This window comes from Pantoea ananatis LMG 2665 (assembly GCF_000710035.2).
Taxonomy (GTDB): Bacteria; Pseudomonadota; Gammaproteobacteria; order Enterobacterales; family Enterobacteriaceae; genus Pantoea; species Pantoea ananatis.
Window position 1 is genome coordinate 168,890 of record NZ_JMJJ01000001.1, and the last position, 21,814, is coordinate 190,703.

Consider the following 21,814-nt stretch of genomic DNA (forward strand, 5'->3'; position numbering starts at 1 on the left):
ACCATGACTGAGTCTGTACAGGGCGACAGCGCGGTATTGTTGCATTTCGTCATGAAGCTGGAAGACGGCTCAGTGGCGGAATCCACTCGTGCCAACGGTAAACCTGCGCTGTTTCGTCTCGGCGACGGTAGCCTGTCCGGCGCGCTGGAGCAGGCACTGTTGGGATTGACGCCGGGTGAAAAACATCAATTCACGCTGGCACCAGAAGACGCGTTTGGTAGCGTCAGCCCCGATCTTATCCAGTACTTTTCCCGCCGTGATTTTATTGACACGGGAGAGCCTGAGATTGGCGCCATCATGCTGTTTACCGGAATGGGCGGTAGTGAAATGCCGGGCGTGATTCGGGAAATTTCCGGTGATTCAATCACCGTGGATTTTAACCATCCGCTGGCAGGCCACCGCGTTCAGTTTGATATTGAAGTGCTGGATATCGATCCGGTACTGGAGGCGAACAATGCAAATTCTGCTGGCTAATCCACGGGGTTTTTGTGCAGGTGTAGATCGTGCCATCAGCATTGTTGAAAACGCACTAACGCTGTTTGGTGCGCCGGTGTACGTCCGGCACGAAGTGGTTCATAACCGCTACGTGGTGGACAGCCTGCGCCAGCGCGGCGCGATCTTTATTGAGCAGATCGCGGAAGTGCCTGATGGCGCTATCCTGATTTTCTCTGCCCACGGCGTCTCGCAGGCGGTACGCAATGAAGCAAAAGGGCGTGATCTCACCGTCTTTGATGCCACCTGCCCGCTGGTGACCAAGGTGCATATGGAAGTGGCCCGCGCCAGCCGTCGGGGTGAAGAATCGGTACTGATTGGCCACGCGGGCCATCCAGAAGTGGAAGGCACCATGGGGCAGTACAATAACCCTAAAGGTGGGATGTACCTGGTGGAGTCGCCGGAGGACGTCTGGAAGCTGGACGTTAAAGATGACAACCGCCTGTCCTTTATGACCCAGACGACGCTGTCGGTGGATGACACGTCGGAAGTGATTGATGCGCTGCGCGCTCGCTTCCCGAAAATCGTGGGCCCACGTAAAGATGATATTTGTTATGCCACCACCAACCGTCAGGAAGCCGTACGGGCGATGGCCGAGCAGGCCGATGTGGTACTGGTAGTCGGATCGAAAAACTCCTCTAACTCCAATCGCCTGGCCGAACTGGCCCAGCGCATGGGCAAAGCGGCGTATCTGATTGATGATGCGGCGGACATTCAGCCTGAGTGGGTGGTTTCTGTCGATTGTGTTGGCGTAACGGCGGGCGCTTCGGCTCCCGATATTCTGGTTCAGAACGTGATTAGTCGCCTGCAGGCCTTGGGCGGTGGTGAAGCGAGAGTGCTGGAAGGGCGGGAAGAAAACATTGTGTTTGAAGTGCCCAAAGAGTTGCGGGTTGATGTCCGCAACGTGCAGTAATCCGCACACGTTAAGCAATGAAAAGGCCGACTCTGTTCGGCCTTTTTGCTTTTCAGACCGGGCGGCGGCGGCGGAAATTGCTTTTACTGATAATCCGCCCCACCTGGCATAAAAATTCTTATTATCCCCGAGAAAGAGTGGCGCAGTTGTTATCTCATGGTTAACCTGATTGCGCTTGCATGCATAGATTTGTTTTAGGAATGAATAAATATGAAGAATATCCGCATTGCCATCGTGGGCGCGCCGGGGCGCATGGGGCGCAATCTGATTCAGGCGGTTGCTCAGCTGGAAGGCGTTGAGCTGGGCGCAGCGTTAGCCCGACCGGGATCCTCGTTGATCGGCAGCGACGCAGGTGAACTGGCCGGTATCGGCCACGCTGGCGTTACCCTGAGAGATGACTTACGCGCCGTCGTCGATGATTTTGACGTCGTGATTGATTTCACCCGCCCTGAAGGAACGCTGGAATACCTTGCCATCTGTCGTGAGCACCGCAAAGCCATGATCATCGGTACGACAGGCTTTGACGCCGCCGGTAAAGCAGCGATTCGCGACGCGGCGGCGGATATTGGCATTGTGTTTGCCGCTAACTTTAGCGTAGGCGTTAATCTGGTCCTGAAGCTGCTGGAGAAAGCCGCCAAAGTGATGGGCGATTATGCGGATATTGAAATTATTGAAGCGCATCATCGCCACAAGGTGGATGCGCCCTCCGGCACGGCGCTGGCGATGGGCGAGGCGATTGCAGAGGCGATGGACTGGAAACTGGATGAACATGCCGTTTACAGCCGTGAGGGCCATACCGGTGAGCGCAAAGCGAATACCATTGGTTTTGCCACTGTGCGGGCAGGGGACATTGTCGGAGAGCATACCGCGTTATTTGCCGACGAAGGGGAACGCATAGAGATAACGCACAAGGCGTCCAGTCGCATGACCTTTGCCAATGGCGCCGTAAAGGCTGCCATTTGGGTGAGTGAGAATAAAACCGGGCTTTACGATATGCGTGACGTGCTGGATTTATCAAGTTTGTAATGAGTTTTACCTGTGTGATGTGGTGATTTCAATCGCTAATAACTTGATTGAGAAGGGCAATTTTTTAATTGCCCTTAATTTTATCTAGAAAATAGTCACTTTGACCTGTTTTTTCATTGTGATGAATGAAAGTCGGGTTTTTGTTCCTTTCGCTTCTCAGTAAACCTGCTAATTTTGACCATTTGGTCAAAATTAGCAGGTGGTTTTCCCGGAATAAACATCGACTGCGATCGGCAAACGTTTATTCGGCTGTGTTTACCCCTGTTTTTAACGCTTATCCTCTTCATTTTCGCTCTGAGCCTGAAAAGATGTTAAAAATGTTGCTTCAGGGTGGACAAGTATCAGGACGATCATTAGAATGCGCGCAATTTGCCAAAAATTGACCACTCAGGCAGTTTTTGCATTGATTCAGATCACTATTTTGAATTAATATGCAGATATTGTGACTGTTTATTCCCTGGAGGATGTTTTGATTAAGTCAGCGCTCTTGGTTCTGGAAGACGGAACCCAATTCCACGGTCGGGCCATCGGGGCTACAGGGTCGGCAGTGGGGGAAGTCGTTTTCAATACGTCAATGACCGGTTATCAAGAAATCCTCACTGATCCCTCCTATTCCCGCCAGATTGTTACTCTCACTTATCCCCATATCGGCAATGTTGGTGCTAACGCCGCCGATGAAGAATCCAGTCAAATCCATGCGCAGGGCCTGGTCATTCGTGACCTGCCGCTGATTGCCAGCAACTACCGTAGCGAAGAAAGCTTATCGGCTTATCTGCAGCGCAATAACATCGTGGCGATTGCCGATATTGATACGCGCAAGCTGACGCGACTGTTACGGGAAAAGGGCGCGCAGAACGGCTGCATTATTGCAGGCGATAATCTGGATGCGGCTCTGGCCTTACAAAAAGCGCAGGCTTTCCCTGGCCTGAAAGGCATGGATCTGGCAAAGGAAGTGACGACGGCTGAAACCTATGCCTGGCAGCAGGGGAGCTGGACACTGGAAGGGGATTTGCCAGAACAGAAACAGGCAGAAGCACTGCCTTACCACGTCGTCGCTTATGATTACGGCGCGAAACGCAACATCCTGCGTATGCTGGTGGACCGCGGCTGCCGCCTGACAGTGGTGCCGGCCAAAACGCCAGCAGAAACGGTCCTGGCGATGAATCCGGACGGTATCTTCCTCTCTAACGGCCCTGGCGATCCTGAGCCCTGCGATTATGCCATTGAGGCGATTCAGGCCTTCCTGAAAACCGATATCCCGGTGTTTGGTATTTGCCTGGGCCACCAACTGCTGGCCCTGGCCAGCGGCGCGAAAACCGTCAAAATGAAGCTGGGCCACCACGGCGGCAACCATCCGGTTAAAGATTTGGACAACAACCGCGTCATGATCACGGCGCAGAACCACGGCTTCGCGGTGGATGAGGCGAATCTGCCTGCGAACCTGCGTGTGACGCATATCTCCCTGTTCGATAAGACGGTGCAGGGCATCCACCGCACCGATAAGCCTGCGTTTAGCTTCCAGGGCCATCCGGAAGCCAGCCCGGGACCGGGTGATGCTGCACCGCTGTTTGACCACTTTATTGAGTTGATTGACGCATTCCGTTCGAAAGCAAAGTAATCAGGAGCTAATCATGCCAAAACGTACAGACATAAAATCCATCCTGATTCTTGGTGCCGGTCCGATTGTGATCGGTCAGGCCTGCGAATTCGACTATTCCGGTGCACAGGCGTGTAAAGCCCTGCGTGAAGAGGGTTACCGCGTCATTCTGGTGAACTCCAACCCGGCCACCATTATGACCGACCCGGAAATGGCCGACGCAACCTACATTGAGCCGATTCACTGGGAAGTGGTACGTAAAATCATTGAAAAAGAGCGCCCGGATGCGGTGCTGCCCACCATGGGCGGCCAGACAGCGTTGAACTGTGCGCTGGAGCTGGAGCGTCAGGGCGTGCTGGAAGAATTCGGCGTCACCATGATTGGTGCAACCGCAGACGCTATTGATAAAGCAGAAGACCGTCGTCGTTTTGACGTGGCGATGAAAAGCATCGGTCTGGATACCGCGCGCTCCGGTATCGCGCATACCATGGATGAAGCGCTGGCAGTGGCGGCCGATGTGGGCTTTCCCTGCATTATCCGTCCGTCTTTTACCATGGGCGGCACCGGCGGCGGTATCGCGTATAACCGCGAAGAGTTTGAAGAGATCTGTGAACGCGGCCTCGACCTTTCCCCAACCAACGAGCTGTTAATTGACGAATCGCTGATTGGCTGGAAAGAGTATGAGATGGAAGTGGTGCGTGACAAAAACGACAACTGCATCATTGTCTGCTCAATTGAAAACTTTGATGCCATGGGGATCCACACGGGCGACTCCATCACGGTTGCGCCCGCGCAGACGCTGACCGACAAAGAGTACCAGATTATGCGTAACGCCTCGCTGGCGGTGCTGCGTGAGATTGGTGTGGAAACCGGCGGCTCCAACGTACAGTTTGCGGTGAACCCGAAAAATGGTCGTCTGATCGTGATCGAGATGAACCCGCGCGTGTCACGTTCCTCGGCGCTGGCCTCCAAAGCAACCGGCTTCCCGATCGCGAAAGTGGCGGCAAAACTGGCGGTTGGCTTTACGCTCGATGAGCTGATGAACGACATTACCGGTGGACGGACGCCGGCCTCGTTTGAGCCTTCAATCGATTACGTCGTCACAAAAATTCCTCGCTTCAACTTTGAAAAGTTTGCTGGTGCGAATGACCGTCTGACCACGCAGATGAAGTCAGTGGGCGAAGTCATGGCGATTGGTCGCACCTTCCAGGAGTCGGTGCAGAAAGCGCTGCGCGGCCTGGAGGTTGGCGCGAATGGTTTTGATCCGAAAGTCCACCTTGACGATGCGGAAGCCTTAACCCGTATCCGTCGTGAGCTGAAAGATGCCGGTTCCGATCGGATCTGGTACATCGCCGATGCCTTCCGTGCGGGGATGTCGGTGGACGGCGTATTCAATCTCACCAATATTGACCGCTGGTTCCTGGTGCAGATTGAAGAGCTGGTTCGTCTTGAAGAGCAGGTAGCGCGCGAAGGCGTGAACGGTCTGAACGCCGATTTCCTTCGCACGCTGAAGCGCAAAGGTTTTGCCGATGCGCGCCTGGCCTCACTGGTGGGCGTGGCAGAAGGTGAAATTCGTAAGCTACGTCAGCATCACAATCTGCATCCGGTTTACAAGCGGGTGGATACCTGCGCGGCAGAATTCTCGACCGATACAGCCTATATGTACTCTACCTATGAGGAAGAGTGCGAAGCGAATCCTAACCAGGATCGTGACAAGATCATGGTACTGGGTGGTGGACCAAACCGTATCGGCCAGGGCATTGAGTTTGACTACTGTTGTGTTCATGCGGCACTGGCGCTGCGCGAAGACGGTTTCGAAACCATCATGGTGAACTGTAACCCGGAAACCGTCTCCACGGATTATGACACCTCTGACCGCCTTTACTTCGAGCCGGTAACGCTTGAAGACGTGCTGGAAATCGTCCGCATCGAAAAACCGAAAGGGGTGATTGTGCAGTACGGTGGTCAGACGCCGCTGAAACTGGCTCGCGCACTGGAAGCCGCTGGCGTACCGGTCATCGGGACCAGCCCGGATGCGATTGATCGGGCAGAAGACCGCGAACGCTTCCAGCAGGCCGTTGACCGCCTGAACCTGAAGCAGCCTGCCAACGCCACCGTTGCCACCCTGGAGCAGGCGGTAGAAAAAGCTGCCGGGATTGGTTATCCGCTGGTGGTCCGTCCCTCGTACGTGCTGGGCGGACGTGCGATGGAAATCGTCTACGACGAAATAGACCTGAAGCGTTATTTCCAGACGGCGGTGTCGGTTTCTAACGATGCGCCGGTCTTGCTGGATCGCTTCCTTGACGATGCTGTAGAAGTCGATGTGGATGCCATCTGTGATGGTGAGCGTGTACTGATCGGCGGCATCATGGAGCACATTGAGCAGGCAGGCGTTCACTCAGGTGACTCGGCCTGTTCTCTGCCGGCCTACACGCTGAGCCAGGATATTCAAAACGTAATGCGTCAGCAGGTTGAAAAGCTGGCGTTTGAGTTGAACGTTCGCGGCTTAATGAACGTGCAGTTCGCGGTGAAAGACAATGAAGTCTACCTGATTGAAGTTAACCCACGTGCTGCGCGTACCGTTCCTTTTGTGTCAAAAGCGACGGGCGTACCGCTGGCGAAAGTCGCCGCACGCGTGATGGCAGGCAAAACGCTGGCAGAGCAGGGCGTCACCGAAGAGGTGATTCCGCCTTACTACTCTGTCAAGGAAGTGGTGCTGCCGTTTAACAAGTTCCAGGGCGTTGACCCCATTCTGGGGCCAGAAATGCGCTCAACCGGTGAAGTCATGGGCGTGGGCCGTACCTTTGCAGAGGCCTTTGCCAAAGCGATGCTGGGTGCGCAAAGCAACATGAAGAAAACCGGACGCGCGCTGCTGTCGGTCCGTGAGGGCGATAAGAAACGTATCGTTGACCTGGCCGCGAAGTTGCAGAAGTTTGGCTTTGAGCTGGATGCCACTCACGGCACCGCTGTGGTGTTGGGGGAAGCGGGCATTAATCCTCGCCTGGTTAACAAGGTTCACGAAGGTCGTCCACATATTCAGGACCGGCTGAAAAACGGCGAATATGCCTACATCGTGAATACCACGGCAGGCCGCCAGGCTATTGAAGACTCCAAGCTGATTCGTCGTAGTGCGCTGCAATACAAAGTTCATTACGACACTACGCTAAACGGGGGTTTTGCAACGGCCATGGCGTTAAACGCCGACCCGACTGAAAAAGTGATTTCAGTACAGGAAATGCATGCGCAGATCCTTGCGCACAAATAGCGCTGGCTGAGTGGCGGTAATAGCCCCTGCGGTGGGACGATTTGCCAATGTGCTGGCTTAACGCTCCTCGCAGGGGCTTTTTTTGAGAGATCGGGCCTGAACTGAGCAGTTCTACAGGCACGGGTAAAGATCACCCTCCGCTGAGTGCGTTTCTGTCTTAGCAGGCAGCGTGGAGGCTGTACCTGCCTGCGGCAAGCGCCGCCTGTAAAAAAGGGCATCGCCTTTAGAATGGTTGGTGAGTCTGGGGTTGGTCAGAAAGCAGTCTGTTCCCAACGGAACGGGATGAACCCTGTTTCTGGGCAGCGATTCTCAGGTCAGCACGACATTTCGAATAAACCGGTATTTTTTTAATATTCTTTTCAGGCTCATGAACGTTTCTGAGTAAACAGACGTTAATTAAATAGGTTTTTTAAATATTGATGCCTTGATGTTTAAATGCGCATTAATGTTTTTAATTATTTACGATCTGTTTCTTAACGCTCTACTGTATTTTCGCTATTTGATCGTTGCTCAACCGATTTTAAACAAACCCGCATTACTGCTTACAGTGCTCGATAATCACCTGTTCAGCCGCAGCGCTTATCTTTAAAATACCCTGTATTTTTCGTGGTTTACATACCCAGAGAATCCATTCGCTTCTCTGATGTTTACATGCTTGATTAAGAGTTAGCGCCTGACATGTTTATTCCCAAGTTTTTCAGATGGGGGCAGTGCTCTTTTGAGGATTATCAAAGAGCCTGTAATCATTTTGGTTATAACTGCGAGTCCGCACCGGAATTTATTGCCTTTAAAATGCGATGTGGGCAGTCCTTTGACTTTTATTCTTATCAAAGGAAAGGGAAAACGATGGGGAGCGTCTGCGTTGAAAAGGGCTGGCTTGCCAACGATGGCAGACATCGGCAGCGTTCGCTTCCCGCGCTACTTGCTCCCTCAACCTCTGTCTATGTGCCGTTTTGCAACGAGGCGTCGAAAAAGGTGCTTTTACCTTTCCGGTGCAAGTCGCTACATCATTTGCAGCGTCATCGCTTCCTCAATACCTCCTATAGCCTGTTTAGTAAGAGCCATGCCGCTTTTACCAAGAGCCCTGTCGCTGACTTTTCCCGTAAAACGGTCTCGACACGGGAGAGAGAGCTCAGAAAGTTTCTCAATGACGGGGGGAGTTTTCTCAATGTCAGCCAGCTTGACGGGGAACATATTTTTGAGGTGTTTGAGATTCTCTATCAGGCGAGACGCAATCAGGCCATCGCGGAGAGGGCCATTAATAAAGCGTTTTTCCGGGAGTTTCAGCCCTGTTTCAAAGGCTATATGATGTTCCTGCATAATGAACCTGTTGCACTGCAGCTCCTGCTTTCTGTCTCGAGCAGTGCCGGGATGTTCGTTGATTTTATTAATATTGGCTACCGGATAGACAGCAATGCTGGCGCGGTGGGGACAATGCTGATGTGGAAGAACCTGACAGCCTTGTATCAGGAAGCAGCAGAAAAGCAGCTTCCTCTTCATTACTCCTACGGTTCGATGTCAGGAGACTATAAAAACCGCTGGTGCCATTCGGTTAATAACGGCCGGGTCATCATCTGATTGATCCGTTCTGTCGGCGCGTTGACATACCTCTGCGTCGTGAAGCCAGTTTAGCGTGATTCGACCAGGTGCCTGATGGCCCTGTTTTTCCGCTCCCGTGGGCGGCTTTTGCCTGCGAAGCGCGATTGATCAATGCTCCCCTGCCAGCGCTGCGGCAGGGGAAAATGGCTCGCTGCATGCCTCAGGGAATAATGTTCGCCATCCTGAACTGAGTAAACAGGCGGATAAACATCTCATCCGTGGCGCAAAATTCGGTAAACCCTGCCCGCCTCAGTTTGCTGCCATCACCAAACATATCGTAATCCCAGCTAAAGACAAAATCGGCGAACTGACCGTCACTCAGCCTCATGATGTCAGCCTCAACCAGCTGTTTTTTTTCCGCCAGGGCATGCAATGTCCTGCGGTAATCGCCGAAAAGCTGCTGAAATGACAACGCAACCGGGGGCGCCGTCTCCAGTTCAAACCAGCCTGCAATGAGGGGCCAGAGCTCACACCATCGCCAGATATCACCGTTATTGATGTTAAATGCCTGATTCCTGGCGGAGGATGCGGTTGATGCCCACAGGGTGGCGGCAGACAATAAGCTATCATCGGTGTGATCGATAATGCTGTGCCAGGTGCGCTGCGACCCTGGAAAGCGCAGGGGCAGATTTTGCGCTTTGCACAGTGAAGCGTATATCGCGATACTCAGCGCAAGATTCATGGTATTGCCGGTTAACGCGCTGCCGACAACGCCAGGACGAAGTGCATGCCAGTGCCAGGTTTTATGATGCTGAAAGCGGCACAGCCAGTCCTGTTGCGCCGTATTGAATTCGGCGCCGGGAATAGCGGCATCGCTTTCTCTGGCGGGGGTTTTGAACGGGCCAAGATGAGCGCCGTAAATTTTGTAGCCCTGCATCAGGCTCACCGTTTCCAGCGGAGCCACGTTCTCAACCTGAGTGACCAGGTTACGTAACATGGTGACGTTGGGTTCAACCATTTCCCGCCAGCTCGCGGCATTAAGCCAGGCGCTGTAGAAAATGTGGGTAACGTGCCGAAGGGGCTTGAGGGCGCGTGCAGTGTCTTTTTCATTGAGCAGATCGACGTTAACAAACGGCACCGTGCCCCGGTGAGCGCCTCCTGCGCGAGACAATCCAATAACCTGCCATTCATTCTGCAACAGCGTTTTAACCAGTTTGCTGCCGACAATACCGCTTGCACCCGCAACCAGTGCGACTTTAGATTGAGGCTTCTGTGACATTTTTTGTCCTCCAGTTTGGTTGCAGACAGCCTGCTATAAATTGTTTTTTGTCGGTATCCCCGAACGCTGATGTCACTTATAAGAGAAATGCGTAAATGAATAACAAGCTCAATGCCATTCGAACGTTTTTACGCGTGGCTGAGGCGGGGTCTTTTTCTGAGGCAGCACGCCAGTTGAATATCAAACAGTCTGCGGTCAGCCAGCAGATCGCCGCGCTTGAGGCTGAACTCGGCGTAGTGCTGCTGCACAGGACGACGCGGGTGAGGGTACTGACAGCGCAAGGAGAATATTACCGGCGTAAGATGCAGCCCATACTTGAGGCAATGCAGGCGGTCGAGAACCAGCTATCCCCTGTCGCACAGCAATGGCAGGGCAAGATAAACGTTCAACTCCCGGGCGGATTAGGGCGTTTGTTTCTTCCTCATCTGCTCGGATTGCAAAAAGCGAATCCGGGTTTGCATCTGACGCTCTCGCTTGATGACAGGATATCCGACCTGGCCAGAGAAGGCGTGGATGTGGCGTTCCGCCTTACTCAGGATGCGCCGGAAGTGTATCCGGCACGGAAAATCGCGCGTATTGAAACACCGCTTTTCGCATCACCGGATTTCCCGCCGCTCAATTCACTGGATGCATTGATGTGCCAACCGCACGTGCGTTTCAGCAGCATTGCCGAGTCTGCGCCATTGCGGCTTGTCAGGGGCGATGAAACCGTAGAACTGGCCGTAAAGACAGCCTTCAGGGCCAATAGCAGTGAAGGGTTATTACAGGCGTTGCAGGCGGGAATCGGTGTAGGCGGTATGCAATTACCCCTTGCAACTGAGGCGTTGAAATCCGGCTCGCTTATCAGGGTGTTGCCAGCGTATCGCTATCCCGATCGCTTTGTGTATGCGGTTTTCCCGGATGCGCGCTTTATCCCTCCCAGGGTAAGAGGCATCGTCGCGTTAATCGAAAAAGTGCTGGTCGATCTGCCAGGGGCAAACTAAATACGGCTCACAGCCAAAGGGAAGACCGGCGATGTAACGCATTCTCAGTCAGGCTGCTGATGCGGCCCACTGGCGCTGTATCAACCCGTTCATACTGGGATAAGCGGCAGCAATCTCAAATAAATTTGATTTAATTTTTAGCCAATCATGCCCAATCTGCTCATTCGCACAAATCTATAATACAAAAAACTACCAGGCTGACATTGACCGCTGTAATATCCGGCTCGCTCATTATTAGAGCGTAAACAGGATAGTTATAACAATGAAAGCGCGTTCTTTTTCACTGAGTGCAGTGGCTGCACTCCTGGCTCTGGCGTCTTTTTCCAGCCAGGCTGAAATCACTCTTCTCAAACAAGACCCACAAGCAGGCGATCCCCTTAGCCGTCTCGATTTTAAATTTGGTGGCAGTATTCGTCCTCAGTTTAACCATCAAACCGGCGTGAATGATAAATCCTATAAGCGTAATGGCTTTGACGGTGGTTCACGTTTCCGCTTTAGCGCGGATTACTACCTGTTCGACGATATCAGTTGGACCAGCTACTACGAGCTGGGCGTTAACATTCCGGCCGTATTCAACTGGGATAATCACTACGCTGAAGGGGCGCATGAAACCACGCGCCGCCAGCTCTATACCGGCCTGAAAAGTAAAACCTGGGGCCAGTTGACCTTCGGTCAGCAGAACAGCGTTTATTACGACGTTGTGGGTGCCAAGACGGATATCTGGGATTACGACATGCTGGCCCAGGCACCGGGTAACGGCATTAACGGTGATTACGACGGTTCATACCGTTCTCGTAAGCAACTGAAATACAAAAACAGTTATGGTGCAGTTGATCTTTATGCCTCTTACCTGTTTAGCGATAACGAATATTTGCCGGGCAATGGACTGCGCTACAAGCGTCAGGGCGGCGGTTCGCTGGGTGTGAATTACAACATTACGCCAACGCTGGCATGGGGCACGGCCTGGAACTACACCCGCGCCAGCATGCGTGATCCGGTCACGGGCAACAATAAAGATTACGACCAAAACATTTTTGGCACGGCACTGAGCTGGACGCCGGGTAACTGGACACTGTCAGCAGGCGGTGGCTGGTATCAAAACTTCCTGACGACCAAACAGCGCAACGTGAATAACTATTTTGCGGACGATGCCTGGGGCATCGAATATTACGCCGGATACAAAATCCCGGTGGCGCAATATGGTGTCAAAGCCGTTCAGCCTTATGTGATGGGCGACCGTTTAGAATACGTGAATGGCCGCAACTACCAGCGCATTGACAATGGCCTGGGCGTAACGTTATTCCTGGACTACGGTTTCCGTGTGGATTACGAACATGTCTTCACTTCCAGTACGGACAATCAGGGCGATATGAACCTGGTTCGTTTCCGCTACGATTTCTGATGACACACAACGGCTCCCCAGGGAGCCGTTTTTATTATCATGATTTATAGCGAGGTGACGCCATTATCTGGCGACTTTTGCGGTGGACTTGCCCTTCTTATGGAGTAAAACCCTGTACAACGTCTGAAACATGGTGGCAATGCCGCTTTATGCAATAAGCACCTTCCTGCTATCGACGAAGGTTTAACCTTTACGTATCATGGCGCCTGTTTTTTTCAGCGAGCCTTTTAACATGATTAGTCTTATCGCGGCATTAGCAGCAGATCGCATTATTGGAATGGAAAACGCCATGCCGTGGGACCTGCCTGCAGACCTGGCGTGGTTTAAGCGCAACACACTGAAAAAGCCAGTTATTATGGGCAGACTGACCTTTGAATCTATTGGTCGTCCATTGCCTGGCCGGCTCAACATTGTGGTCAGCAGCAAGCCGGGCAGTGCCGAAGGCGTAACCTGGGTAACTTCGCTGGACGACGCCATTAGTGCGGCGGGTGAGGCTGAAGAGATCATGGTCATTGGCGGCGGCCGCATCTATGAGCAGATGCTGGCGCGCGCCGACCGTCTTTATCTGACGCACATTGATGCGGAAGTGGAAGGCGATACGCAGTTCCCGGATTACGAGCCGGATGAGTGGCACTCCACGTTCAGTGAGTTTCATGATGCCGATGAGCAGAACTCGCACAGTTACTGCTTTGAGATCCTCGAACGCCGCCGTTAATTTACGCGCAGTAAATAACGCCTTGTTGTGACAAGGCGTTTTTTTATGGCTGCGCGTTAGCGGGTTGACGATTGCGGAGTAAGATCGTCCGGTACGGACAACTGACGGTTCGATGGCTGAACATAGTAGCGTTGGGTTTCCCAGTGCAGGAGCGTCAGGTTCCCGCCCCAGCAGCAGCCGGTATCCAGACCGATAATGCCCTCTGGCGTGCCTTTCCCTTCCAGCGACGCCCAGTGACCGAAAACAATGGTGTGATCGCGTGCGACCGGGCCTTCAATCATGAACCAGGGTTTTAACGGCGGCGGGGCGGATTCCGGCGCATCCTTACAGATCATGTCTAGCTGACCGTTAGGAAAGCAGAAACGCATACGGGTTAGTGCGTTGGTCGAGAAGCGCAGGCGGGCCAGGCCGGTCAGGGATTCATTCCAGTTATTCGGCATGTCGCCGTACATCGCGTCAAGAAACAGTGGGTAACTGTCGCTAGACAGCACGGCTTCCACTTCGCGTGCGCACTGTTGTGCTGTATCCAGATCCCACTGAGGCGTAATGCCGGCATGGCCCATCACCAGCTTTTTCTCTTCATCGACCTGCAGCAACGGCTGGCGACGCAGCCAGTTAATCAGGTCATCGGCATCTTCCGCTTCCAGCAGCGGTGTCAGGCGATCTTTGGGTTTATTACGACTGATTCCGGCATAAACGGCCAGCAAATGCAGATCGTGGTTACCCAGCACCAGACGGACGCTGTCACCCAATGACTTTACGTAGCGCAGAACCTCCAGCGAGCCGGGCCCTCGCGCCACCAGGTCACCCGTCAGCCATAAGGTATCCTGACTGGGATCGTAATTAACCTGGTTCAGCAGAGCACGTAATTCATCATAACAACCGTGAACGTCGCCAATCAGGTAAGTATTCATAGAGGATTATCCAACTCAGACAGTCGCCCGCCAGGCGGGCGAAGGGCGCCAGTATCAATGGATGTGGGTTTGAATCGCGAGGCGGAATACCGGGATCTCGACGTGGAATTCATCGCCTTGCTCATCGACCATCACATAGTGACCTTGCATGGTGCCCATCGGGGTTTCAAGAACAGCACCGCTGGTGTACTGATATTCGTTTCCCGGTGCAATATGCGGCTGTTCGCCTATGACGCCTTCACCCTGAACTTCCGTCTCACGGCCATTGCCGTTAGTGATGAGCCAGTAGCGTCGGAGCAGTTGCACTGAGGACCGGCCTACGTTGCGAATCGTGACGGTATAAGCAAAGACATAGCGCTCATCTTCCGGTGAGGACTGTGAGGCGACATACAGACTTTGTACGTGCAGCGATACGCGGGCCGGTTCACTCATGGGTTACTCCTGGGGTTGATCCAGATGATCTGCCAGCCAGTTTGCTAACTGGCAATACTGCGCGACCGAAACATTTTCGGCACGCAGGCTGGTGTCGATTTCCAGCTCATCCAGTGCGCCAGCAACGACCATATGGCTCAGGCTGTTACGCAGCGTTTTGCGGCGTTGACCGAATGCTTCAGTGGTAATGCGGCTCAGAATACGCACGTCTTTGACCGGATGAGGCGGTGTCATGTAAGGGACTAACCGCACAACCGCCGAGTCCACCTTCGGGGGCGGGGTAAAGGAGTGCGGCGGCACTTCCAGCACCGGAATCACCTGACAATAGTACTGAGCCATTACGCTCAGACGACCATAGGCTTTGCTGCCGGGACCCGCAACCAGACGATTAACCACCTCTTTCTGCAGCATGAAGTGCATATCTTTAATCGAACCAGTATAGCTGAACAGATGGAACATCAGCGGGGTCGAAATATTATATGGCAGGTTACCGAAGACCCGCAGCGGCTGGCCTTTCTCTTTGGCCAGCGCAGCGAAGTCAAACGTCATGGCGTCCTGCTGGAAAATCGTCAGCTTGGGCCCTAAAAACGGATGAGTTTGCAGGCGTGCAGCCAGATCGCGATCTAACTCCACCACGGTTAAACTGTCCAGGCGTTCGCCCACGGGTTCAGTAAGTGCACCCAAACCCGGACCGATTTCCACTATTGCCTGATCGCGCTGTGGATGGATGGCGGAGACGATGCTGTCGATAATATATTGATCGTTCAGGAAGTTTTGCCCGAAACGTTTACGGGCGTAGTGCCCCTGATGGACGCGATTATTCATTACTGCTCTTGATCATAGTGATGGCGAGGTTAAGCGCCGTGATAAAGCTGCCCGCGTCAGCCTGACCCAACCCGGCTAATTCAAGCGCGGTGCCGTGGTCGACTGAGGTACGGATAAACGGCAGGCCGAGGGTAATATTAACCGCCCGACCAAATCCCTGAAATTTAAGCACCGGTAACCCCTGATCGTGATACATCGCCAGCACCGCATCGGCATGTTGCAGATATTTGGGCTGGAACAGTGTATCCGCAGGCAGCGGACCGGTGAGTTGAATGCCTTGCTCGCGCAGCGCATTGAGTGCCGGGATGATCGTGTCTATCTCTTCCCGCCCCATGTGACCGCCTTCTCCGGCATGGGGATTCAGTCCGCAGACAAAAATATGCGGCTGAGCAATGGCAAACTTATGCTTGAGATCCTGATGCAGAATGGTGATGACTTCATGCAGACAATCGCGGGTGACGGCACCAGCAACATCTTTTAACGGCAGATGCGTAGTGGCAAGCGCGACACGCAGTTGCTCGGTGGCCAGCATCATCACCACGCGCTGCGCGCCCGCGCGCTCGGCAAAAAATTCAGTATGCCCGGTAAACGGAATGCCCGCGTCGTTAATCACGCCCTTGTGAACGGGGCCAGTAATTAAGGCAGAAAACTCCCCGGATAAACATCCGTCGCAGGCGCGTGCCAGGGTTTCCAGCACATAGTGGCTGTTGGCGACGCATAGCGTGCCGGGCGTGACCGGCTGCGGTATTTCAACGGGGAGAACGGTGAGCGTGCCAGCCTGTTGCGGTTCGGGTTCGCCTGCGGCGTCGTAAACGCGCAGCGTCAACGGCAAACCCAACTGAGCGGCACGTTGCAGCAACAGCTGGGGAGAAGCACACACAACCAGTTCAACAGGCCAGGCTCGCTGAGCCAGTTGAACGGCAAGATCGGGACCAATCCCGGCGGGTTCGCCGGGCGTGATCACCACACGAAAATCACTGCGCATTGTTATCCAGGATTTTCACGTAAGCGCCGGCGCGCTGTTCCTGCATCCAGGTTTGCGCTTCTTCCGCAAACTTACGATTAAACAGCATACGGTAAGCGCGCTCTTTCTGGGCTGCATCGGTTTTATCCACCTGACGCGTATCCAGCAGCTGAATCAGATGCCAGCCAAAAGAGGAGTGGACCGGCTGACTGGTTTCGCCTTTTTTCAGACGCAGCAGCGCATCGCGGAATGCCGGGTCAAACACTTCTGGTGAGGTCCAGCCCAGATCGCCGCCCTGATTAGCCGAACCCGGATCGTCGGAGAACTGTTTGGCGGCCGCGGCAAAGGTCGTCTTACCACTGCGAATGTCGGCAGCAATCTGTTCCAGCTTAGCGCGAGCCTGATCGTCAGTCATGATCGGAGACGGCTTCAGCAGAATGTGGCGCGCATGCACTTCGGTAACAGAGACGTTTTTGCTCTCGCCGCGCAGATCGTTCACCTTCAGGATATGGAAACCCACACCTGAACGGATAGGGCCAACAATGTCGCCCTTCTTCGCTGTGGTCAGCGCCTGAGCAAACAGGGTAGGCAGCTCTTCGATTTTTGCCCAGCCCATGTTGCCGCCCTTCAGCGCCTGAGAATCGGCGGAGTAGGTCACGGCCAGCTTGCCAAAGTCTGCGCCACCTTTCAGTTCCGTTATCAGCTGTTTTGCCAGCTTCTCCTGATCGTCAACCTGCTGCTGCGTAGGGTTTTCCGGCAGAGGCAGCAGGATATGACTGATATTCATTTCAGTGCCCTGCGTATTCTGAGCGCCAACCTGCTGCGCCAGCGTATCGACTTCCTGCGGCAGGATAGTGACACGACGGCGGACTTCATTATTACGCACTTCAGAGATCAGCATCTCTTTACGGATCTGAGCACGATAGGTGTTGTAGTTCATCCCGTCGTAAGCCAGGCGGCTTCTCAGCTGATCAACGCTCATGCGGTTTTGCGCGGCGATATTCTGAATAGCCTGATCCAGTTGCTGATCGGTAATCTGTAAACCGGCTTTATCACCTAACTGCAGGATGATCGCGTCCATGATCTCACGTTCGAGGATCTGATGGCGCAACGTCTTATCATCAGGCAACTGTTGACCTGCCTGCTTCGCCTGAGATTTAACGGTGCTCATCATGCTGTCCACGTCACTCTCGAGGACCACGCCGTTATTCACTACAGCTGCAACTTTATCAACCACTTGTGGTGCTGCGAACGCGGTGTTGGCACTGAGCGCCACACCAAGAATCAGCATTCTCCAGTTCTTCATACTTTATCCATTATTGGTTCCGCACTGCGGGATTGCCTGTCAAACATCACAACATCAGAATGCACGCTGATAAGGGATGATACCCTGACTCAGCATCTGGCCGGTTCCCAGGCCATAATTTGAGCTCAGGCCACGTAACTCAATGTTGAATGAGATTTGGTTGTCATACTTACTGTCGTTGTTTTCCCAACCGTTGATTTTGCGCTCATATCCCAGACGAATTGCGTAGCAACAAGAGCTGTACTGCAGGCCAACCAACTGTGATGCAGGACGATTATTACGCGTATCATAGTAATACGCGCCAACCACCGACCAGGCATCATGAATCGGCCAGCTCGCCGTCGTACCGACCTGTGAAATCCCGTTTTTATAAATCGGGTTATTCACCAGTGAACTGTCGTTCAGCGCAGAAGCAACATACTCCGGGCTACTGTAACGGTAGCTCAACTGCACCATACGGTCAGCATCACGGCGGTATTCCAGCACGGTATTTCCCTGTGCCACGTTATTCAGGCGGGTATCGTACTGCAGCCCGCCGCGCACGCCCCAACGGTCACTTATCTTCCAGTAGCTGTCACCCGCCCACAGAAGACTACCGGTATCGTCTTCTTTATTGACCTGGTTAACACCCGTACGAGAAGGCGTGAACGAATAGATTTGACCTACAGAAACGTTAAAACGTTCAACCAAATCGGTATCATAAATTCGCGTAGTGACACCGGTGGCAACCTGGTTGGCCGATGCGATGCGATCCAGGCCGCTGTATGAACGATCGCGGAACAGGCCGGTATAGTCGGTTTGCAGCAGGGTGGAGTCGTAAGGGTAGATATCACTCTGGTTACGATACGGGATATACAGGTACTGAACCCGGGGTTCCAGCGTCTGCGTGTAGCCCTGCGCCCAGTCCATATCGCGGTCAAACACCATACGACCGTCGACCTTGAACTGGGGCAAGGTGCGGTTGACGGAGTCTTTAAGCTGGCCACTTACAGGGCGATTATTTGAATTATTAAGTACTACGTTATTGTAGTAATCAACATCTTTCTGCTGATAGTGCGTCGCCAGAAACTTCGCTTCGGTATCCAGACTGGCCCAACCGTTGGACAACGGCAGATTAATCGTGGGCTCAACGTGTAAACGCGTGGTTTCAGGATAGTCGTTGTTGACGTTGGTAAACTTGACGGCCTGCGCATAGATGCGGGTGTCGAACGGACCCACATCGTTCTGGTACCAGTTCAGATCCAGTTGCGGGAAGGCGCGATAGACGTTGCTGTTGCTCGTGTTGCCAAAAATCTGGAAATCTTTGGTCGACAGCGTTGCGTCCCAGTTGGTATCCGCATAGCCCACGCTGAATTTTTGCGAGGCGTAACCATCTGTCGAACTGTAGTAAGGCGAGGTCAGATCGTTGAAATAAAACGGGTCGCTGACTTTGGTGTAGTCAGCGTTAAAACGCCAGTGTTGGTCGTAAACACCAGAGTGACGCCAGTAAAATAACCAACGGTCCGAACTGTCATTTTGGGCAATGCCGCGTGCAGCTTTGTCGTTGTCATACTGTTTATCTGAGGCCAGATAGTCAAACTCAACGAGGCCTGCGCCAGCCTGTGTCAGATAACGGAACTCATTCTGTAATTGCAGCCCGCGATTACTCATGTAATGCGGCGTAATGGTCGCATCGGCCTGTGGCGCGATGTTCCAGTAGTAGGGCAGAATGAACTCAAAACCGTTGCTGCTGCCGTATTTAGCATTGGGGATCAGAAAACCGGAGCGGCGACGATCGCCCAATGGCAATTGCAGATAGGGGCTGTAAAAAACCGGAACGGAACCCAGTTTAAAGCGCGCATTCCAGATTTCAGCCACTTCTTCCTGACGATCCTGAATGATCTCAGAACCTGCGACGCTCCAGCTGTTGCTGCCGGGCAGACAGGAAGTGAAGGTGCCGTTTTCCATGATGGTGTAACGGTTTTCACCGCGCAGCTTCATTTGATCGCCCGTTCCACGGCCCTGACGGCCTACCATCTGATAATCGCCGTTCCAGACGTTGGTATCTTTGGTATTCAGATTTGACCAGGCTTTCGGACCTTTCAGGATGACCTGATTATCATCGTAGTGCACATTACCTAGCGCATCGACGGTACGCACGGGGACGGTCTGACCTTCAGGCTGGCGTTGGTGAAGCTGTACTTCATCTGCCAGCATGCGGCTGTTACCCTGCTGCACATCCACATCGCCTGTGAAGACCGCATCGTCAGGATAGTTGCCTTTCAGGGAATCCGAGTGAATAGTAACGGGCAGCTGATTAGGATCGCCGTTAACCAGGGGGCGATTGTAGCTCGGCACGCCTAACATACACTGCGACATTAAATCATCGGCGAAGGCTTGCTGGCTAATGGCTGCGCCGATCATGGTGGCCAGCAGAGTAGGTATATGTTTTTTCATACGCGGTATCGAGAATTCCATGAAAACTGGCATCATGCCGACAATCGGGTCAGAGACTAACGCACTGCCTGGCGTTGCGCCAGTGTTAATCCTTTTCTGTCCGCGCTGCCGTTAGGCGCTGAGATAAATGACAGGTATGATAATGCAATTTTCAGCCGTAAGCATGGCGAATTGAGGAGTTTATGCGCTACTGGGGAAAAGTAATAGGTTTAGTGCTTGGATTGCTGTCCGGCGCAGGCTTTTGGGGAATTGTTATTGGTCTGATCATTGGGCATGGATTTGACAAGGTTCGCGGCGCGCAGAGCAAAGCTTACTTCTCAAATAATCAGACCCGGCAGTCACTCTTTTTCAGCACGACTTTTCAGGTCATGGGGCACTTAACCAAGTCGAAAGGGCGCGTAACCGAAGCGGATATTCAGATTGCATCGCTGTTTATGGATCGCATGCAGCTGCATGGCGATGCCCGAATGGCTGCACAGCGCGCCTTTCGCGAAGGCAAGCAGGGGGAATATCCGCTCCGTACCAAACTGCGTGAATTGCGCAGTGCCTGCTTCGGACGTTTTGATCTGATTAGGATGTTTCTGGAAATTCAGATCCAGGCCGCGTTTGCCGATGGGTCGCTGCATCCCAATGAACGTCAGGTGCTGTATGTGATTGGTGAAGAACTGGGGATTTCTCAGAGTCAGTTCGACCAGTTTCTGCGCATGATGGAGGGGGGACAGCAGTTCGGCGGCGGTCGCAGCTATTCACAGCAGGGCGGTTTTCAGCAGGCGCAACGAGGCCCGACGTTATCCGATGCCTGTAACGTTTTGGGTGTGAAAACCACCGACGATGCCACCACCATCAAACGCGCCTATCGCAAACTGATGAGTGAACATCACCCGGATAAGCTGGTGGCGAAAGGTCTGCCGCCCGAAATGATGGAGATGGCGAAACAGAAAGCGCAGGACATTCAGTCGGCTTACGATCTGATTCGCAAAGAAAAAGGCTTTAAATAAGTGAGATGCGCGCCCGGCTGATGGCGAGGGCGCGCGAAGCATTAGCATCATGGCAGATTAAAAATCGGCAGGCTGCCTGAAGGTCATGGCATTACCAAACGCCGGGTGCGTGATGGTCAGCGATTCGGCGTGCAGCAGAAGACGATCTGACATGGCTTTTGCTTCCGGATGTGCGTAAAAACCGTCACCCAGAATCGGATGGCCCAGCGCCAACATATGTACGCGCAGCTGATGCGAGCGCCCGGTAATCGGTTTGAGCGCGACGCGCGCGCTGTTATCTTCACCGTATTCCACAACCTGATAGTCGGTTTGCGCCGACTTGCCGGTGTCGAAACACACTTTCTGCTTCGGGCGATTAGGCCAGTCGCAAATCAGCGGTAAATCCACCATGCCCTTCTCCTGCGCCGGATGGCCCCAAACCCGGGCCACATAGGTCTTTGCAGGCTCGCGTTCACGAAACTGGCGTTTAAGCTCGCGCTCTGCGGCCTTTGTCAGGGCGACCACAATCACGCCGCTGGTCGCCATGTCCAGCCGATGCACAGATTCCGCCTCAGGATAATCGCGTTGGATCCGCGTCATCACGCTGTCTTTGTGCTCGTCAAGCCGACCGGGTACCGAAAGCAGGCCGCTGGGCTTATTCACCACCATGATATGGGCATCCTGATACAGAATGTGCAGCCAGGGCTCAAGCGGCGGATTGTAGGGTTCCATACTCTATTCCAAAAAAG

Annotated in this window: 18 protein-coding genes; 10 read left to right on the forward strand and 8 right to left on the reverse strand. The window is 53.4% G+C overall.

Features of this window, described 5'->3' with window-relative positions; genetic code table 11:
• Positions 1-3 precede the first annotated feature (3 nt).
• The 6 genes from fkpB to EL29_RS00780 all read left to right on the forward strand — a co-directional run bounded on the left by fkpB (position 4) and on the right by EL29_RS00780 (position 8,871).
• Complete coding sequence (fkpB, locus tag EL29_RS00755) at positions 4-474, forward strand: FKBP-type peptidyl-prolyl cis-trans isomerase (protein WP_014592885.1); 471 nt, start codon at positions 4-6, stop codon at positions 472-474.
• Positions 455-1,405 carry a 4-hydroxy-3-methylbut-2-enyl diphosphate reductase gene (gene ispH / locus EL29_RS00760; RefSeq protein ID WP_014592886.1) on the forward strand — a complete coding sequence of 317 codons (951 nt, stop codon included), beginning with the start codon at positions 455-457 and terminating at the stop codon, positions 1,403-1,405. Before fkpB ends, ispH begins: the two co-directional genes overlap by 20 nt.
• Before the next feature lie 210 nt (positions 1,406-1,615).
• Entirely contained in the window at positions 1,616-2,431 is an 816-nt protein-coding gene (gene dapB / locus EL29_RS00765; protein ID WP_014592887.1) for a 4-hydroxy-tetrahydrodipicolinate reductase, read from the forward strand.
• Positions 2,432-2,900: 469 nt separating this feature from the next.
• Positions 2,901-4,049, forward strand: coding sequence for a glutamine-hydrolyzing carbamoyl-phosphate synthase small subunit (gene carA, locus EL29_RS00770; protein ID WP_014606611.1), 1,149 nt, complete (start codon positions 2,901-2,903; stop codon positions 4,047-4,049).
• Positions 4,050-4,062: 13 nt separating this feature from the next.
• Entirely contained in the window at positions 4,063-7,293 is a 3,231-nt protein-coding gene (carB, locus tag EL29_RS00775; RefSeq protein WP_014592889.1) for a carbamoyl-phosphate synthase large subunit, read from the forward strand.
• Positions 7,294-7,971: 678 nt separating this feature from the next.
• Entirely contained in the window at positions 7,972-8,871 is a 900-nt protein-coding gene (locus tag EL29_RS00780; protein ID WP_029570998.1) for a GNAT family protein, read from the forward strand.
• Between the two features lie 181 nt (positions 8,872-9,052).
• On the opposite strand, the gene EL29_RS00785 is transcribed toward EL29_RS00780, so the two are convergent.
• Complete coding sequence (locus EL29_RS00785) at positions 9,053-10,111, reverse strand: SDR family oxidoreductase (protein WP_028714808.1); 1,059 nt, start codon at positions 10,109-10,111, stop codon at positions 9,053-9,055.
• A 95-nt stretch (positions 10,112-10,206) separates the two neighbouring features.
• Here EL29_RS00785 and EL29_RS00790 point away from each other — a divergent pair, with 95 nt between their 5' ends.
• From EL29_RS00790 to folA, 3 genes are all read left to right on the forward strand, one after another.
• Positions 10,207-11,094, forward strand: a complete 888-nt coding sequence (locus EL29_RS00790; RefSeq protein WP_014606608.1) for a LysR family transcriptional regulator — start codon at positions 10,207-10,209, stop codon at positions 11,092-11,094.
• 262 nt (positions 11,095-11,356) lie between these two features.
• Positions 11,357-12,496, forward strand: coding sequence for a porin (locus EL29_RS00795; protein WP_014592892.1), 1,140 nt, complete (start codon positions 11,357-11,359; stop codon positions 12,494-12,496).
• 232 nt (positions 12,497-12,728) lie between these two features.
• Entirely contained in the window at positions 12,729-13,211 is a 483-nt protein-coding gene (gene folA / locus EL29_RS00800; RefSeq protein ID WP_024472273.1) for a type 3 dihydrofolate reductase, read from the forward strand.
• 56 nt (positions 13,212-13,267) lie between these two features.
• Here the strand turns inward: folA and apaH are convergent, their stop codons facing one another.
• The 6 genes from apaH to lptD are packed head-to-tail and all read right to left on the reverse strand — an operon-like array spanning position 13,268 to position 20,088.
• Entirely contained in the window at positions 13,268-14,125 is an 858-nt protein-coding gene (apaH, locus tag EL29_RS00805; RefSeq protein ID WP_013024575.1) for a bis(5'-nucleosyl)-tetraphosphatase (symmetrical) ApaH, read from the reverse strand.
• 54 nt (positions 14,126-14,179) lie between these two features.
• On the reverse strand, positions 14,180-14,557 hold the full coding sequence (gene apaG, locus EL29_RS00810; protein WP_013024576.1) for a Co2+/Mg2+ efflux facilitator ApaG/CorD: 378 nt from the start codon (positions 14,555-14,557) through the stop codon (positions 14,180-14,182).
• 3 nt (positions 14,558-14,560) lie between these two features.
• Positions 14,561-15,382: a 16S rRNA (adenine(1518)-N(6)/adenine(1519)-N(6))-dimethyltransferase RsmA gene (rsmA, locus tag EL29_RS00815; protein WP_013024577.1), complete on the reverse strand. Its 822-nt coding sequence runs from the start codon at positions 15,380-15,382 to the stop codon at positions 14,561-14,563.
• The gene (pdxA, locus tag EL29_RS00820; protein WP_013024578.1) at positions 15,375-16,367 is read right to left on the reverse strand and encodes a 4-hydroxythreonine-4-phosphate dehydrogenase PdxA; all 993 of its coding nucleotides are present in this window, start codon (positions 16,365-16,367) and stop codon (positions 15,375-15,377) included. The genes rsmA and pdxA overlap by 8 nt, the downstream gene beginning before the upstream one ends.
• Positions 16,357-17,652 carry a peptidylprolyl isomerase SurA gene (gene surA / locus EL29_RS00825; protein WP_013024579.1) on the reverse strand — a complete coding sequence of 432 codons (1,296 nt, stop codon included), beginning with the start codon at positions 17,650-17,652 and terminating at the stop codon, positions 16,357-16,359. Before surA ends, pdxA begins: the two co-directional genes overlap by 11 nt.
• A 54-nt stretch (positions 17,653-17,706) precedes the next feature.
• Positions 17,707-20,088: an LPS assembly protein LptD gene (gene lptD, locus EL29_RS00830; protein ID WP_050442516.1), complete on the reverse strand. Its 2,382-nt coding sequence runs from the start codon at positions 20,086-20,088 to the stop codon at positions 17,707-17,709.
• A gap of 182 nt (positions 20,089-20,270) precedes the next feature.
• On the opposite strand from lptD, the gene djlA reads away from it, so the two are divergent.
• A complete protein-coding gene (gene djlA, locus EL29_RS00835) occupies positions 20,271-21,086 on the forward strand; it encodes a co-chaperone DjlA (protein ID WP_013024581.1) in 816 nt (271 codons plus the stop codon).
• A gap of 57 nt (positions 21,087-21,143) precedes the next feature.
• Here djlA and rluA read toward each other — a convergent pair whose 3' ends face one another.
• Positions 21,144-21,797 carry a bifunctional tRNA pseudouridine(32) synthase/23S rRNA pseudouridine(746) synthase RluA gene (gene rluA / locus EL29_RS00840; RefSeq protein WP_028714810.1) on the reverse strand — a complete coding sequence of 218 codons (654 nt, stop codon included), beginning with the start codon at positions 21,795-21,797 and terminating at the stop codon, positions 21,144-21,146.
• Positions 21,798-21,814: the final 17 nt, after the last annotated feature.

Excerpts from the sequence above, each read along its gene's own strand:
- djlA (WP_013024581.1), top strand. The coding sequence starts at position 20,271 with ATGCGCTACTGGGGAAAAGTAATAGGTTTAGTGCTTGGATTGCTGTCC.
- ispH (WP_014592886.1), top strand. The coding sequence starts at position 455 with ATGCAAATTCTGCTGGCTAATCCACGGGGTTTTTGTGCAGGTGTAGAT.
- rsmA (WP_013024577.1), bottom strand. The coding sequence starts at position 15,382 with ATGAATAATCGCGTCCATCAGGGGCACTACGCCCGTAAACGTTTCGGG.
- pdxA (WP_013024578.1), bottom strand. The coding sequence starts at position 16,367 with ATGCGCAGTGATTTTCGTGTGGTGATCACGCCCGGCGAACCCGCCGGG.
- folA (WP_024472273.1), top strand. The coding sequence starts at position 12,729 with ATGATTAGTCTTATCGCGGCATTAGCAGCAGATCGCATTATTGGAATG.
- dapB (WP_014592887.1), top strand. The coding sequence starts at position 1,616 with ATGAAGAATATCCGCATTGCCATCGTGGGCGCGCCGGGGCGCATGGGG.
- surA (WP_013024579.1), bottom strand. The coding sequence starts at position 17,652 with ATGAAGAACTGGAGAATGCTGATTCTTGGTGTGGCGCTCAGTGCCAAC.
- EL29_RS00780 (WP_029570998.1), top strand. The coding sequence starts at position 7,972 with ATGTTTATTCCCAAGTTTTTCAGATGGGGGCAGTGCTCTTTTGAGGAT.
- carB (WP_014592889.1), top strand. The coding sequence starts at position 4,063 with ATGCCAAAACGTACAGACATAAAATCCATCCTGATTCTTGGTGCCGGT.
- apaH (WP_013024575.1), bottom strand. The coding sequence starts at position 14,125 with ATGAATACTTACCTGATTGGCGACGTTCACGGTTGTTATGATGAATTA.
- lptD (WP_050442516.1), bottom strand. The coding sequence starts at position 20,088 with ATGAAAAAACATATACCTACTCTGCTGGCCACCATGATCGGCGCAGCC.
- rluA (WP_028714810.1), bottom strand. The coding sequence starts at position 21,797 with ATGGAACCCTACAATCCGCCGCTTGAGCCCTGGCTGCACATTCTGTAT.
- apaG (WP_013024576.1), bottom strand. The coding sequence starts at position 14,557 with ATGAGTGAACCGGCCCGCGTATCGCTGCACGTACAAAGTCTGTATGTC.
- EL29_RS00795 (WP_014592892.1), top strand. The coding sequence starts at position 11,357 with ATGAAAGCGCGTTCTTTTTCACTGAGTGCAGTGGCTGCACTCCTGGCT.
- fkpB (WP_014592885.1), top strand. The coding sequence starts at position 4 with ATGACTGAGTCTGTACAGGGCGACAGCGCGGTATTGTTGCATTTCGTC.
- EL29_RS00790 (WP_014606608.1), top strand. The coding sequence starts at position 10,207 with ATGAATAACAAGCTCAATGCCATTCGAACGTTTTTACGCGTGGCTGAG.
- EL29_RS00785 (WP_028714808.1), bottom strand. The coding sequence starts at position 10,111 with ATGTCACAGAAGCCTCAATCTAAAGTCGCACTGGTTGCGGGTGCAAGC.